8 protein-coding genes are annotated in these 14,495 nt (G+C 66.2%); all 8 read right to left on the reverse strand.

What is annotated here, in order from left to right:
• Positions 1-123: 123 nt before the first annotated feature.
• Positions 124-4,095 carry a DNA-directed RNA polymerase subunit beta' gene (locus ABD989_RS05605; protein WP_345312739.1) on the reverse strand — a complete coding sequence of 1,324 codons (3,972 nt, stop codon included), beginning with the start codon at positions 4,093-4,095 and terminating at the stop codon, positions 124-126.
• Between the two features lie 46 nt (positions 4,096-4,141).
• Positions 4,142-7,651 (reverse strand): DNA-directed RNA polymerase subunit beta, encoded by a 3,510-nt coding sequence (gene rpoB / locus ABD989_RS05610; RefSeq protein WP_345312740.1) that lies wholly within the window; start codon positions 7,649-7,651, stop codon positions 4,142-4,144.
• 345 nt (positions 7,652-7,996) lie between these two features.
• Positions 7,997-8,746 carry a hypothetical protein gene (locus tag ABD989_RS05615; RefSeq protein ID WP_345312741.1) on the reverse strand — a complete coding sequence of 250 codons (750 nt, stop codon included), beginning with the start codon at positions 8,744-8,746 and terminating at the stop codon, positions 7,997-7,999.
• Positions 8,743-9,504: a hypothetical protein gene (locus ABD989_RS05620; RefSeq protein ID WP_246992173.1), complete on the reverse strand. Its 762-nt coding sequence runs from the start codon at positions 9,502-9,504 to the stop codon at positions 8,743-8,745. Before ABD989_RS05620 ends, ABD989_RS05615 begins: the two co-directional genes overlap by 4 nt.
• A gap of 61 nt (positions 9,505-9,565) precedes the next feature.
• Positions 9,566-10,822, reverse strand: a complete 1,257-nt coding sequence (locus ABD989_RS05625; protein ID WP_345312742.1) for an MlaD family protein — start codon at positions 10,820-10,822, stop codon at positions 9,566-9,568.
• The gene (locus ABD989_RS05630; protein WP_345312743.1) at positions 10,812-12,161 is read right to left on the reverse strand and encodes an MCE family protein; all 1,350 of its coding nucleotides are present in this window, start codon (positions 12,159-12,161) and stop codon (positions 10,812-10,814) included. The genes ABD989_RS05625 and ABD989_RS05630 overlap by 11 nt, the downstream gene beginning before the upstream one ends.
• Entirely contained in the window at positions 12,161-13,417 is a 1,257-nt protein-coding gene (locus ABD989_RS05635; protein WP_246992178.1) for an MCE family protein, read from the reverse strand. The genes ABD989_RS05630 and ABD989_RS05635 overlap by 1 nt, the downstream gene beginning before the upstream one ends.
• The gene (locus ABD989_RS05640; protein WP_246992187.1) at positions 13,417-14,493 is read right to left on the reverse strand and encodes an MlaD family protein; all 1,077 of its coding nucleotides are present in this window, start codon (positions 14,491-14,493) and stop codon (positions 13,417-13,419) included. The genes ABD989_RS05635 and ABD989_RS05640 overlap by 1 nt, the downstream gene beginning before the upstream one ends.
• Positions 14,494-14,495 lie beyond the last annotated feature (2 nt).

A 14,495-nucleotide genomic window follows, 5' to 3' on the forward strand; every position in this document is an offset into this window, starting at 1 on the left:
GCCTTCGGTGGCGACTGCCGCCTTCGGTGCCGAGTGCCGCCTTCAGGGGCGCGGGTGCGGCCAGGGCGGGAACGACGAAGCCCCCACTCCGCGAGGGAGTGGGGGCTTCGCTCGAGCTCAGACTCAGCGGCGGTAGTCGCCGTAGTCGAAGTCGTCGAGCGGCACCGCAGCGCCGGAGGAGGTGCCGAAGGCGCCGTCCGGGCTGTAGTAGGTGTCGTCGTACGACGGCAGAGCGTAGGCAGCCGCGCGAGCTTCCTCGGTCGGCGCCACCTGGATGTTCCGGTAACGGTTGATACCCGTACCGGCCGGGATCAGCTTACCGATGATCACGTTCTCCTTGAGGCCCACCAGCTTGTCGCTACGGCTGTTGATCGCCGCGTCGGTCAGGACACGCGTGGTCTCCTGGAACGACGCCGCCGACAGCCACGACTCGGTGGCCAGCGAGGCCTTGGTGATACCCATGAGCACCGGACGACCCGAAGCCGGCTCGCCGCCCTCGGTGACCACCTGACGGTTGGCCGCCTCGAACTCGGCGCGCTCGGTGAGCGAACCGGGCAGGAACTCGGTGGCACCGGAGTCGATGATGGTCACGCGACGGAGCATCTGACGCACGATGGTCTCGATGTGCTTGTCGTGGATCGACACACCCTGACGGCGGTAGACCTCCTGCACCTCGTTGACCAGGTGGATCTGCACCTGACGCGGGCCCATCACGCGGAGCACCTCGTGCGGATCGGCGGGGCCGACCATGAGCTGCTCACCGACGTTGACGTGGTCGCCGTCGGCCAGCGGACGCTCGCTGCCGTCGGCCTGCACCACGGGTGCCAGACGCTGACGCTTGGACAGCTTGTCGTAGACCTGCTCCTCGGATCCGTCATCGGGGATGATCGTGATCTTGTAGAAGCGCTCGCCGTCCTCGAGACGGATACGACCGGACACCTCGGCGATGGGCGCCTTGCCCTTGGGCACGCGAGCTTCGAAGAGCTCGGTGACGCGGGGCAGACCACCGGTGATGTCGTCGCCGACGCCACCCTGGTGGAAGGTACGCATGGTCAGCTGCGTGCCGGGCTCACCGATCGACTGTGCGGCGATGATGCCCACGGCCTCGCCGATGTCGACCAGCTTGCCGGTGGCCATGCTGCGGCCGTAGCACATGGCGCAGACGCCGGTGCCGGTGCCACAGGTCAGGACCGAACGGACCTTGACGTCGGTGATGCCCGCCGCCAGCAGCTTCTCGATGGCCGGGTCACCCAGGTCGTGGCCACGCTCGACGACGACGTTGCCGTCGGCATCGACCGCGTCCGCAGCCAGGGTCCGCGCGTAAGCGGAGGTCTCCACGTGCTGGTCGCGGACCAGATCGCGGGTACCGGTGGCCGGGTTCTCGTGCCATGCCGCGATCGGCACGACGATGCCGCGGTCCACACCACAGTCCGTCTCGCGCACGATGACGTCCTGGCTGACGTCCACCAGACGACGGGTCAGGTAACCCGAGTCGGCGGTACGCAGAGCGGTATCGGCCAGACCCTTACGAGCACCGTGCGTGTTGATGAAGTACTCGGCGACGGTCAGGCCCTCACGGAACGAGGACTTGATCGGACGCGGGATGAACTCACCCTTCGGGTTCGTCACCAGACCCTTCATGCCCGACAGGTTGCGGACCTGGGTCATATTGCCCGTCGCACCCGACTTCGGGATCATCGTGATCGGGTTGTCGTCCGGGTAGTACTCCTCCAGCGCCTTACCGACTTCTTCGGTGGCTTCCTTCCAGAGCTCGACCAGAGCGTCGCGACGCTCGTCCTTGGTCAGACCACCGTGCTGGTACTTGCGCTCCAGCTGATCGGCCTGCGCCTCGTAGCGGTCGAGGATCTCCTTCTTGGCCGGCGGCACCAGCACGTCGGACATGGCCACCGTGACACCCGAACGGGTGGCCCAGTAGAAGCCCACGTCCTTGAGCTTGTCGACGGTCTGCGCGACGACGATCATCGGGTAGCGCTCGGCCAGATCGTTGATGATCACGGCCTGACGCTTCTTCGGCATCTGCTCGTTGACGAACGGGTAGTCCGGCGGCAGCAGCTCGTTGAAGAGCACGCGACCCAGGGTCGTCTCCTGCTCCCAGGCCTGACCCTTGCGCCACTTGCCGTCGAACTCGGCGGCCTCGATGTCGGCCGGCGGACGCAGATCGGTCAGGCGCACCTTGATCGGGGCCTGCACGCTCAGCGTGCCGCGGTCGACGGCCATGATGGCCTCGGCCGGGCTCGAGTAGACGCCGCGCTCCACGTCGTCGGAGGTCGCCGCGGTGTAGGCACCGGCGGCGTCGTCCTTCTCGGTGGTCAGGTAGTACAGACCGGTCACCATGTCCAGACGCGGCATGGCCAGCGGACGACCCGAGGCCGGCGACAGGATGTTGTTGCTCGACAGCATCAGGATGCGAGCCTCGGCCTGCGCCTCCGCACTCAGCGGGAGGTGCACGGCCATCTGGTCACCGTCGAAGTCGGCGTTGAAGGCCTCACACACCAGCGGGTGGAGCTGAATGGCCTTGCCTTCGACCAGCTGCGGCTCGAACGCCTGGATGCCCAAGCGGTGCAGCGTCGGTGCACGGTTCAGCAGCACCGGGTGCTCGGCGATGACCTCTTCGAGGACGTCCCACACCTGCGGACGCTGACGCTCCACCATGCGCTTGGCCGACTTGATGTTCTGCGCCTGGTTCAGGTCGACCAGACGCTTCATCACGAACGGCTTGAACAGCTCGAGCGCCATCAGCTTCGGCAGGCCGCACTGGTGCAGCTGCAGCTGCGGGCCCACCACGATGACCGAACGGCCCGAGTAGTCCACACGCTTGCCCAGCAGGTTCTGACGGAAACGACCCTGCTTGCCCTTGAGCAGATCGCTCAGCGACTTCAGCGGCCGGTTGCCCGGACCGTTGACCGGACGTCCACGACGACCGTTGTCGAACAGGGCGTCGACCGACTCCTGCAGCATCCGCTTCTCGTTGTTGACGATGATCTCGGGCGCACCCAGATCGATCAGTCGCTTGAGGCGGTTGTTGCGGTTGATGACGCGGCGGTACAGATCGTTCAGGTCCGACGTGGCGAAACGGCCACCGTCGAGCTGAACCATCGGACGCAGCTCCGGCGGGATCACCGGCACAGCGTCGAGCACCATCGCCTTGGGCGAGTTGCCGGACTGCTGGAACGCGGCGACGACCTTGAGGCGCTTGAGCGCGCGCAGCTTCTTCTGGCCCTTGCCGGTGCGGATGGTCTCGCGCAGCAGCTCGGCCTCGGCGTCGATGTCGAAGTTCTCCAGGAGCTTCTTGATCGCCTCGGCACCCATGGCGCCGGCGAAGTACTCGCCGAAGCGGTCCTCGAGCTCGCGGTACAGGCGCTCGTCGATGATCAGCTCACCCGGGGTGAGCTTGACGAACTTGTCCCAGATCTCGTCGAGCCAGTCGACCTCGCGGCCGGCCGCATCGCGCATCTTCTTGAGCTCGCGCTCGGCGGCGTCGCGGATCTTGCGCTTAACGTCGGCCTTGGCGCCCTCGGCCTCCAACTCGGCCAGATCGGCTTCGAGCTTGGACTGGCGAGCGGCCAGGTCCGACTCCAGGTCGTCCATGATCGCCTTGCGCTCCACGACGATCTCCGCCTCACGGGTGGAGAGCTCGGCGTGGCGCAGCTCGTCGTCGACCGAGGTGATGACCCAGGCGGCGAAGTAGATGATCTTTTCCAGATCCTTCGGCGCCAGGTCGAGCAGGTAGCCCAGTCGGCTCGGCACACCCTTGAAGTACCAGATGTGCGTGACCGGGGCGGCCAGCTCGATGTGGCCCATGCGCTCGCGGCGCACCTTGGCCTTGGTCACCTCGACGCCGCAGCGTTCACAGATGATGCCCTTGAAGCGCACGCGCTTGTACTTGCCGCAGTAGCACTCCCAGTCGCGAGTCGGTCCGAAGATCTTCTCGCAGAACAGGCCGTCCTTCTCGGGCTTGAGCGTGCGGTAGTTGATGGTCTCCGGCTTCTTGACCTCGCCGTAGGACCAGTTGTGAATGTCATCGGCCGTCGCAAGGCCGATCTTCAGTTCGTCGAAAAAGTTGACGTCGAGCACTAGTTGCCTTTCAGTGACTCTTCAATCGTGGAGATGGCTGGTCGGGCTAGTTGGCGAGGTCGTCGACCGTCGCGCTTTCGTTGCGCGAGAGGTTGATGCCCAGGTTCGCCGCGGCGCGCTCGAGGTCCTCGTCGTCGGTGTCGGCCATCTCGATGGCGGCGCCGTCGGACGACAGCACCTCCACGTTCAGGCAGAGCGACTGGAGTTCCTTCAGGAGCACCTTGAACGACTCCGGAATGCCGGGCTCCGGAATGTTCTCGCCCTTGACGATGGCCTCGTAGACCTTCACGCGACCCACCACGTCGTCGGACTTGATGGTCAACAGCTCCTGCAGCGTGTAGGCGGCGCCGTAGGCCTGCATGGCCCAGCACTCCATCTCGCCGAAACGCTGTCCACCGAACTGCGCCTTACCACCGAGCGGCTGCTGCGTGATCATCGAGTACGGACCGGTCGAACGCGCGTGGATCTTGTCGTCGACCAGGTGGTGCAGCTTGATGATGTACATGTAGCCGACCGACACCGGGTACGGGAACGGCTCGCCCGAGCGCCCGTCGAACAGGATGGCCTTGCCGTCGCTGTTCACCATGACGTCACCGTCACGGTTGGGGCGAGTGGAGCCGAGCAGACCGGCGAGCTCGTCGTCGCGGGCACCGTCGAACACCGGCGTGGCGGTGTTGGTGTCGGGCTCCACCGAGTACAGCTCTTCGGGCAGACGCTCGGCCCAGTCGGGCACGCCCGCGGCGACGTCGATGTTCCAGCCGGCCTTCGCGACCCAACCGAGGTGGGTTTCGAGGATCTGGCCGATGTTCATACGACGCGGCACACCGTGGGTGTTCAGGATGATGTCGACCGGGGTGCCGTCGGGCAGGAACGGCATGTCCTCCTGCGGGAGGATCTTGCCGATGACGCCCTTGTTGCCGTGGCGACCGGCCAGCTTGTCGCCGTCCTGGATCTTGCGCTTCTGCGCGACGTAGACGCGCACCAGCTCGTTGACGCCCGGGGCCAGATCGTCGTCGTCGTCGCGGCTGAAGACGCGGACGCCGATGACCTTGCCGGTCTCGCCGTGAGGCACCTTCAGCGAGGTGTCGCGCACTTCGCGCGCCTTCTCACCGAAGATCGCACGGAGCAGACGCTCCTCCGGGGTCAGCTCGGTCTCGCCCTTCGGGGTGACCTTGCCGACCAGCACGTCGCCGTCGCGGACCTCGGCGCCGATGCGCACGATGCCGCGCTCGTCGAGATCGGCGAGGACCTCGTCGGAGACGTTCGGGATGTCCCGGGTGATCTCCTCGGCGCCCAGCTTGGTGTCACGAGCGTCGATCTCGTACTCCTCGATGTGAATCGAGGTGAGGGTGTCCTCCTCCACGAGCCGCTGGCTCAGGATGATCGCGTCCTCGTAGTTGTGGCCTTCCCACGGCATGATCGCGACGAGCAGGTTCTTGCCCAGCGCCATCTCACCCTGGTCGGTGCACGGACCGTCGGCCAGGACCTGGCCGGACTCGACCCGCTGACCCTCGTCGACGATCGGCACCTGGTTGGCACACGTGCCGTGGTTGCTGCGCTCGAACTTGCGCAGGCGGTAGCTCTGGCGGGTGCCGTCGTCGGCCATCACGGTGATGAAGTCCGCGGAGACCTCCTCGACCACACCGGTGTCCGAGTTGACGATCACGTCGCCGGCGTCGACCGCGGCGCGCAGCTCCATGCCGGTACCGACCAGCGGGGACTCGCTGCGGACCAGCGGCACGGCCTGACGCTGCATGTTGGCGCCCATGAGCGCACGGTTGGCGTCGTCGTGCTCGAGGAACGGAATCATCGCGGTCGCGACCGACACCATCTGGCGCGGCGAGACGTCGAGGTACTCGACCTGCGAGGCCGGAACGAACTCCACCTCGGCGCCCTTGATACGGACCAGGACGCGGTCGTCGGTGATGTTGCCCTGCGCGTCGTAGGAGGTGTTGGCCTGACCGATGAGGAAGCGATCCTCCTCGTCGGCGGTCATGTACTTGATCTCTTCGGTGACCACACCGTCGACGACCTTGCGGTACGGCGTCTCGATGAAGCCGAACGGGTTGACCCGCGCGTACACCGAGAGCGAACCGATCAGGCCGATGTTCGGGCCTTCCGGGGTCTCGATGGGGCACATGCGGCCGTAGTGCGACGGGTGCACGTCGCGCACCTCGAGGCCGGCGCGCTCACGGCTCAGACCGCCCGGGCCCAGCGCCGACAGGCGGCGCTTGTGGGTCAGACCCGACAGCGGGTTGTTCTGGTCCATGAACTGCGACAGCTGGCTGGTGCCGAAGAACTCCTTGATCGCGGCCACCACGGGACGGATGTTGATCAGGGTCTGCGGGGTGATCGCCTCGGCGTCCTGCGTGGTCATCCGCTCGCGGACGACGCGCTCCATCCGGGACAGACCCAGGCGGATCTGGTTCTGGATGAGCTCGCCCACGGTGCGCAGACGACGGTTGCCGAAGTGGTCGATGTCGTCGACCTCGACGGGCACCTCGACGCCGCCGGGACCGGTCATCAGCGGCACGGTGGCCGCGTTCGGATCGGCCTCGTGCAGACGCACCAGGTACTCGACGGTGGTGACGATGTCCTCGCGGGTCAGGACCGACTCGCCGTTCATCGGGTTGTCGGTGAGACCGAGCTTCTTGTTGATCTTGTAGCGGCCGACGCGCGCCAGGTCGTAGCGCTTCTCCTTGAAGAACATGTTCTCCAGGAGGCTCTCGGCGGACTCCTTGGTGGGCGGCTCGCCCGGACGCAGCTTGCGGTAGACCTCGAGCAGCGCCTCGTCCTGGTTGTTGGTGTGATCCTTCTCCAGGGTCGACATCATGATCTCGGAGAAGCCGAAGCGCTCGGCGATCTCCTCGCGGGAGACGCCCAAGGCCTGCAGCAGCACGGTGACCGGCTGGCGGCGCTTGCGGTCGATGCGGACGCCGACGGTGTCGCGCTTGTCGATATCGAACTCGAGCCAGGCACCGCGGCTCGGGATCACCTTGACCGCGTGCAGGGTCTTCTCGGTGGCCTTGTCGATGTCCTTGTCGAAGTACACGCCCGGGCTACGGACCAGCTGGCTCACCACGACACGCTCGGTGCCGTTGATGATGAAGCTGCCCTTGTCGGTCATCATCGGGAACTCGCCCATGAAGACCGTCTGAGACTTGATCTCACCGGTGTTGTTGTTGATGAACTCGGCGGTGACGAACAGCGGCGCCGAGTAGGTCATGTCCTTGTCTTTGCACTCGTCGATCGAGGCCTTGACCTCGTCGAAGTGCGGTTCCGAGAACGAGAGAGACATCGAAGACGAGAAGTCCTCGATGGGCGAGAGCTCGCGGAGGACTTCCTCGAGTCCGCCGACCGGATTGTCCTCACCTCGAGCGATCGCCGTGGCATGCCACTCCGGCGTCCCGATCAGCCACTGGAACGAATCCAGCTGCAGATCCAGGAGACCCGGAACTTCCAGCGGCTCGTCGATCTTGGCGAAAGAGACACGGCGGGGAGCTCCAGGGATGCTGCCGGTCGAGGTGGTTGAGGTGGACTGGCGGTCGAGTGCCAAGATGCGTCCTTCCAACACGAGGTGTTCACTATGTGGCGTCTAGCCTTTGGCCTTGGGGCCGCTTGCGTGGTCCGCTTACCTACGCTGACCAGCGGTTTTCCAGGCCGGGCACAGACGTGCTCGTGTGGAAGATCCGATCAGTGGACAGGGCGCGGGCAGCGCAACGTCCTACTGTATCAGAAAATGGGCAGGGTTTGCCAACCCTGTCAAGGGGCAGAGCGCCCCGGGGCGATGAGCGGGGCTCCGGCAGTACTGCGACCGTCGCACCCTCGCTGGGAACAGACTGTACTGCCGACGGCCGATCGTCAAGCAGAACGCGCGGTTCGACGTCGATCCATCACCCGATCACACGTCGGCCACGTCCGAGATCAGCCACTGCCCGTCGTCCTTGACCATCGTGACCTGCATGCGCGGCGCCACCTGCTCCACCGGCTCGCCACCGATACTGGTCGTGATCACCAGGATCGAGAGCAGCTCGGCCCTATCGTCGGTCAGCGACGACACCGCGATGGAGTCGACGCGGCATTCCGAGTCCGCACGAGCCTGCTCGATGATCTGGCGGTTGGTCTCCATCAGGTCGTCGAACGCCTTGCGAGCGGAGCCGGTGAACGCCCCTCGGACACGCTCCACCGACTCGGGCAGCTTGTTCCACTCGTACTGGAACGGCAGGCAGACCTTGGCCTCCAGCTGCGCCTTCACTTCGCTCGTCGCGCCGGCGTTGGCGAATGCCTCGTTCTGGGTGCCCGACGCGCCCGGATGCCAGGCGAAGATCGCGGCGATGCCACCGACGATCGCGGCCACCAGCCAGAGCGTGACGGCCAACGACACGGTGGCCTTCGCATCCCGACGGCCGCCGCCGAACTCGACCGGCGGCGCGGCCGAGTCGTCGTCCGAGGCATGGGCGTCGCCGGCCTTCTTGTCCACGACGGCCGCGCGCACGCCGCTCAGGTCGACGCTCTCCTCCCGGGGACGGCTGCGGGGCGTCTGGCCGCGGGCGGCGCGAATCTTCTCGGTGGCCTCGGCGGCGTCGAGCTTCGGCGCCGGCGGAGTCAGATCGAGCTTGGTCTCGATGATCTTGCGAGGTTCGTCGCTCATCGTCCGCCTTCCTGATCTTCGGCGACGTACGGCACCACGGTGAGCGGGACTATGTTGCTGGCCTTGCGGAGTCCGTCCGCCTCAACGACGGTCACCAGGAACTCCATCGGTAGCGTCTCCACGGCCTTGCCGTCGGGCCCCTGCGCGGTGGCGGTGGAGAACACCAGGACGGTCGCTCGATTCTCGTCGACATTCACCTCGGTCGCCGCGGCGCGCCTGACGGTGCCGACGATCTGCGAGTTCTGCCCGGGTTGCGTGCTGTCGACCCGGTTCCGCAGATCGTCCAAGGCGCCGTCTTGCGTCTGCTTCAGTGCCTCACCGGTGAGAGTCGACTGCAGTCGCTTGTCCCAGCCGTCGATGTCGTTCGCGTCGACGTTGATGGCGTTGAGGATCGCTTGTTCGGCGGCGTCGACCGACTCATCGCGCAACTGCGAGGTCTTGTTGGCCGCATCGATGTACGCCGAGATCCCGGTGTACCCGAAGTAGCCGAGGCAGGCGACGGCGCCGACGAGCGCAACGCTGCCGGAGGCCAGTGCCAGCGACGACGCCCAGTGTCGATCGGCACCGTCGCGCGGCGCCGTCTCGGCCTTCGTCGCCTTCCCGAACCGCTTCTTCTTCACGGGCTTGCCAGCGACGTCGTCGGTCGAGTCATCCGTCTCCGGAGCCGTCGCCCCGGCGGTCTCGTCGCCCGCGCCCGGAGCCGACGTCGGCGTCTCCTCCTGCGCCGCGGCCTCGTTGTCGTGCTGCTCAGAACTCATCGCGCGCCACTGTATCCACTCCCGGCCGGTTCACTCAAAACACGGCCTGCCTCTTGCCCGATCAGTTCTTGTACTTGGTCGGGTGCACTCCCGTGAGCCACGCCAACTGCATGGCCAGCGGGTTCAGGTTGAGCTTGTCCGGATCCTTCTTCGGCGTGTTGTCCCACGGCTGCGGGTAGTCGGGGTTCGCCAGCGCCGCACGGTTCGCGCCGCGCACCGCCGTCGGATTGCCCACCGGCACCTCACAGCTGGCGTCCCGGTTGAACGGGAAGTCGTCGTAGCTGACGTCGAAGGTCGGGTCCTTCTTCTTCATCTTCGCGATGATCGCCTTGGTGCTCTCGTAGCCGCGCGTACAGGTCGGCGGGTTGTTGGTCTCGAGCACGATGCCGAAGTGGATCTGTCCGTCGCCGGGCGCCGGACTGTGGCTGCCCGCCGACAGCGCCGACAGCATGGCCACGGTCGCTCCGGTGGCGAAGGACGCCGGCTCGATCGTGTCGACGGTGACACCCAGCTGATGGATCAGCGTGGTCGCGTCGCCACCGTGGGCCTGCAGGAACGACGACAACTCGGTCGCCGTCATCGGCGCGTTGGTGAGCAGACGACGCACATCCGGGTCCGACGACGCCAGCTGCGCGGTGATCAATTCCAGGCCCCGGGACCAGGCGAGGATCTCGTCGGACTGGTCGGCCTGCGTCCCCAGCACCACGTCGGCGTTCTGGATCAGCGAGATGGTCTCACCGAGGTTGTCGTGGCCGGACTGCGCCAGCTTGATCAGCGCATCGACGAGCCGGTTCATGTTGTCGGACTGGCCGTCGAAGGCCTTGCCCAGCTCGCTGACCACCGTGGTCAGGTCTTCCACCGGCACCGATTCGGTGAGCGCGATGGTGTCGGTCATGACGTCCTGCAGCACCGGCGGCAGGATGTACTCGTCGATCACCGAGCCGTCGACCAGGTACGGGCCGTCGTTGGTGGGCGGCTGGAGGTCGATGAACTGCTCACCGATCGCCGAGCGATTGGCGATCACCGCCACCGCCGACTTCGGCACGTCGGGCGCACTCGTATCGAGGAGCAGTTCGACGTCGACGCCCTTCTGGGTCAGCGTCATGTTCCCCACCCGGCCCACCGGAACGCCGCGGTACGTGACCTGCGCGTTGGAGAAGATGCCGCCGCTGCTCTCGCCCATGCGGACGATCACCGAGTACTGGCCGAGGCCGACGAGCTTGTCCATGCGCGCATAGTTGGCGCCCACGTAGACGATCGCCAAGGCGCCGACGATGGCGAAGACGATCAGCTGGATCTTGACGAACCTAGTAAGCATCGGTGCCTCCCAGGAGCGCGATCGGGCCGTCGAGGAAGCTGTCGTACTCGTGTGCCCCCGGCGTCACGGCGTACTGGTTCGACGTCGTCGACTTCGCGGGCTTCTTCGGCGTGGTCTTCTTGGGTGCCGGATTCATCGGGTAGGTGCCTCCGGACGGCGGGGTGTTGGGGCCGGGCCGCGAGTTCGGCGGCGGCGGCAGCAGCGAGATCGTCGGCCACCCCCAGCGCGGTCCGTTGCCGTTGACGTAGGGGTTGCGCGGGTCCACCTTCGGCGGCTTCACGCTCGGCGCCTGATAGCGCGGCGTGCCCTGGCCCACGCCCAGCGCCTCCAGCTGATTGCGCAGCCGCAGGTCGAGGGTCATGAACAGGTTCGTGGAGTCGCCGTGCACGGCCGGCAGCAGGTCGTCGGGGAACGGGTGGGTCAACATCAGCGGGACCGCGGTGATGGCGTCGTCGGCCGACTTGGCCAACTGCGTCATGATCGGGCTCAGCGCCTTGAGGTCGTTGATCATCGCCGTGTGGGCCTTGCCGAGCACCGCGGTGCCGGCCTGGCCCAGCTCGTCGAGCTTGCCGAGCAGGTCCACGAACTGCGGCCGCTGCTCCTCCAGGACGGCGATGCCCGCCGGCAGTTCGTCGAGGATCCGTTCGATCTGCTGGGTCTGGTTCGCGGCACGCTCGGAGAGCGCACCCACACCGTCGACCGCCTTGATGATGTTGTCCCGCTGCTCGTTGAGGCCGCGGATCAACTTCTCGGCGCTGACCAGCAGTTCGCGCATCTCGCTGCTGCCCTCTTCACCGCCCATCGACTCGTTGAGCGCGGTGATGATCGGCTCGAGCTGGTTGATCCCGCCGCCGTTGAGCAGCAACGACAGTGCGCCGAGGAGTTCCTCGATGTCGGTGGTGGTGGACGTGCGGGACACCGGGATCGGCTCCGACGGATTCTGTCGCGGCGCGTCGGCCGAGCCCTGGGGTTCGGACAGCGCGACGAACTTCTCGCCCAGCAGGTTGGTCTGCTGCACCGCGGCGCGCGACTCGTCGGACAGGTCCACCGAGTTCTTCACCGACACGGTGACGAGCGCATCCCAGGAATCCTGGGGCACCTCGATCTTGGTGACCCGGCCGACCGGCATACCGTCCTTCTTGACGACGGTCTGCGGCACCAGGTCGAGAATGTTCTCGAAGGCGATCCGGTATTCGCGCGGGTTGTCGCCGACGTCCACGCCACCGGGCAGCGGCATCTGCTGCACGTTGACCGAGCAGCCGGTGGCGCCGACCATGACCGCGGTCATGGCGACGGCCACACCCGCGGCCTTGATCCGGGAGGGCTTACCGAACGTCATCAGTTTCCTCCCGGGAGAGCAGGATCGGGATTGCCCGGGACGGCGCCCGGTGTCGGCATGCGCTGCAGCTTCTTGTTGCTCATCAGGCCGAACGGCAGGATCGGCAGCATCGGTTCCAGGACGTCGTCCTGAATCTGCTCGCCCAGGTCCAGGCAGTGCTGAATCAGCGGCTGCATCTGGTTGGAGAAGGCCTTGGCCTGCGGATTGCCCGGCAGGAGCTTGCCGAGGTCGAGCATCTTGCACATCGCGCCGGCCGGATCCTGCAGGTCGGGGATGTTCACGCGCATCGCGACGGTGCCCGACTCGGCGTCGTAGGCGTTGATCAGGTTGCTGATCGTCACCGGTAGAACGGTGAAGATCTCGAGCAGATCCTCCCGGTTGTCGAGCAGCGCCTGACCGGTCGGCTGCAGGTCGCGGATGGTCTGGCCCAGCTTGGCTTCGTTGTCGGCGAGGAAACGCGCGACGTCGCCCAGCGCGAACGACAGCGTGTTCAACGCCTTACCCAGCTGCGATCGCTCGCCGGCCAGGAAGGTGTTGAACGAGGCCATCTGACTGTTGAACAGCCGCACCTGCTGGTCGTTCTCCTTGAGCGCGCCCACGAATACGTCGAGGTTCTTCACGGTGTCGACGATGTCGCCGCGCGAATCGGCGAGGGTGCTCGCCGCCTTCGACAGGTTCGTGATGGCCGCGCCCAGCTTCTCGCCGTTGCCCTCGAGTGCGTCGGCACCCGCGGTCACGAAGTCGCTCAGCGCGCCCTTCTGGTTGACACCGTCCTCACCCGGTCCGAGCGACTTGGACAGCTTCTGCAGGTTGCCGTAGATCGCGTCGATCTCCACCGGCACCGCGGTGCGCTTCTCGTCGAGCGTGATGTCGTTGCCCGCGGTGGGGCCGCCGGAGTAGGCCGGGATCAGCTGCACGTAGCGGTCGGCGACCAGCGAGGGAATGATCTGCACGGCCTGCACATCGGCGGGCAGCTGCACGCCGTTGTCGACGCGCATCTCCACCACGGCGGTCTCGCCCTGCGGGGTCACCTTGGTGACCTTGCCGACGTCGACGCCGAGGATCCGCACGTTGGAGCCCTCGTAGATGCCGACGGCACTGGAGAAGGTCGCCTTGATCGTGGTCGAGTTGAGCAGGTTCCACGACCACCAGCCGATGATGCCGGCGATCAGCGCGAGGATCACCACGAGGGCGGCGATCATCTTGTTCTTGGCGGTGAAGAACGTGTTGTCCACCGTCGAATCCGAGGTCGTCATCAGCCGCCCGTCCCGCCGCTAGTGAGGTTCTTCTGCATGTTCGGCAGCCTCGTCGTGTTCTGCGCGGGCAGGGCCGGCGGCAAGAGGTTGGTGACCACGGCCTCGAACCAGCGGCCGTTGCCGAGCACGTTCGCGTACAGGCGGTAGAAGGGCGCCATGTTCTGGATGGTGCTGCGAATGTTCTTGTTCTGCGCCGTCAGCAGGTCGGTGACCCCGCGGAGCGAATCGAGCACCGGGCCGATCTGCTTCTCGTTGTCCTTGACGATGCCGGTCAACGCCAGGCTCAGGCTCTCGGTGCTGGCCAGCAGTGCCGAGATCGACTGCTGCCGGTTGTTCAGCTCCTTCAGCAGGATGCCTGCACCGGCGATCAGGCGGGTGAACTCCTCATTGCGGTCGGCCAGGATCTGCGACGAGTCGCGGGTGGCCTTGAGCAGACGACGCACCTCGTCGTCGCGGCTGGCGATGGTCTTGGACAGGCGTGCGATGCCTTCCAGCGACGGTCCGATGTCGTCGGCCGTGGCGGTGAAGACGTCGGACAGTTCGCCGAGCGCCTTGGCCACCTGGTCGGTGTCGACGTTCTCGATCTGATCGGTCGCGTCGGAGAACGCCTCGATCACGTCGTACGGTGCGATCGTGTCGGTGAGCACCACGCGCGGATCGGCCTTCTCGGTGCCCAACGGGTTGAGCGCGATGTACTTCTGGCCGAGCACCGTCTTGATCTGGATGGTCGCCTGCGTGCGGTCGCCGATCCAGGTGTCGGCCACCCGCAGCTTCATCAGCACGTGATCGCCGTTGAGCTTCACCTCGGTCACTTCGCCGACGCGCACGCCGGCCACGCGCACCTCGTTGCCGGCCTGCACACCGGCGGCCTCGTCGAACTGCACCGTGTACTGCGGGGCGGCGCCCAGCAGCGGCAGATCCTTCAGGTAGAAGGTCGACAGGCTCACCATCACCAGGACCACCAGGCCCAGGATGCCGATACTGCGCGCACTGCGCTGTCCGGCGAAGCGCCGCGACTTCTTCGGCGGCAGCTTGGTGACGTCGATGTCGTCAGGAGTGTTCTGTTCGTCGCTCATGA

Origin of the sequence: Gordonia alkaliphila (assembly GCF_039542465.1) — a bacterium.
Taxonomy (GTDB): Bacteria; Actinomycetota; Actinomycetes; order Mycobacteriales; family Mycobacteriaceae; genus Gordonia; species Gordonia alkaliphila.

Excerpts from the sequence above, each read along its gene's own strand:
- ABD989_RS05640 (WP_246992187.1), bottom strand. The coding sequence starts at position 14,493 with ATGAGCGACGAACAGAACACTCCTGACGACATCGACGTCACCAAGCTG.
- ABD989_RS05615 (WP_345312741.1), bottom strand. The coding sequence starts at position 8,746 with ATGAGCGACGAACCTCGCAAGATCATCGAGACCAAGCTCGATCTGACT.
- ABD989_RS05620 (WP_246992173.1), bottom strand. The coding sequence starts at position 9,504 with ATGAGTTCTGAGCAGCACGACAACGAGGCCGCGGCGCAGGAGGAGACG.
- ABD989_RS05625 (WP_345312742.1), bottom strand. The coding sequence starts at position 10,822 with ATGCTTACTAGGTTCGTCAAGATCCAGCTGATCGTCTTCGCCATCGTC.
- ABD989_RS05635 (WP_246992178.1), bottom strand. The coding sequence starts at position 13,417 with ATGACGACCTCGGATTCGACGGTGGACAACACGTTCTTCACCGCCAAG.
- ABD989_RS05630 (WP_345312743.1), bottom strand. The coding sequence starts at position 12,161 with ATGACGTTCGGTAAGCCCTCCCGGATCAAGGCCGCGGGTGTGGCCGTC.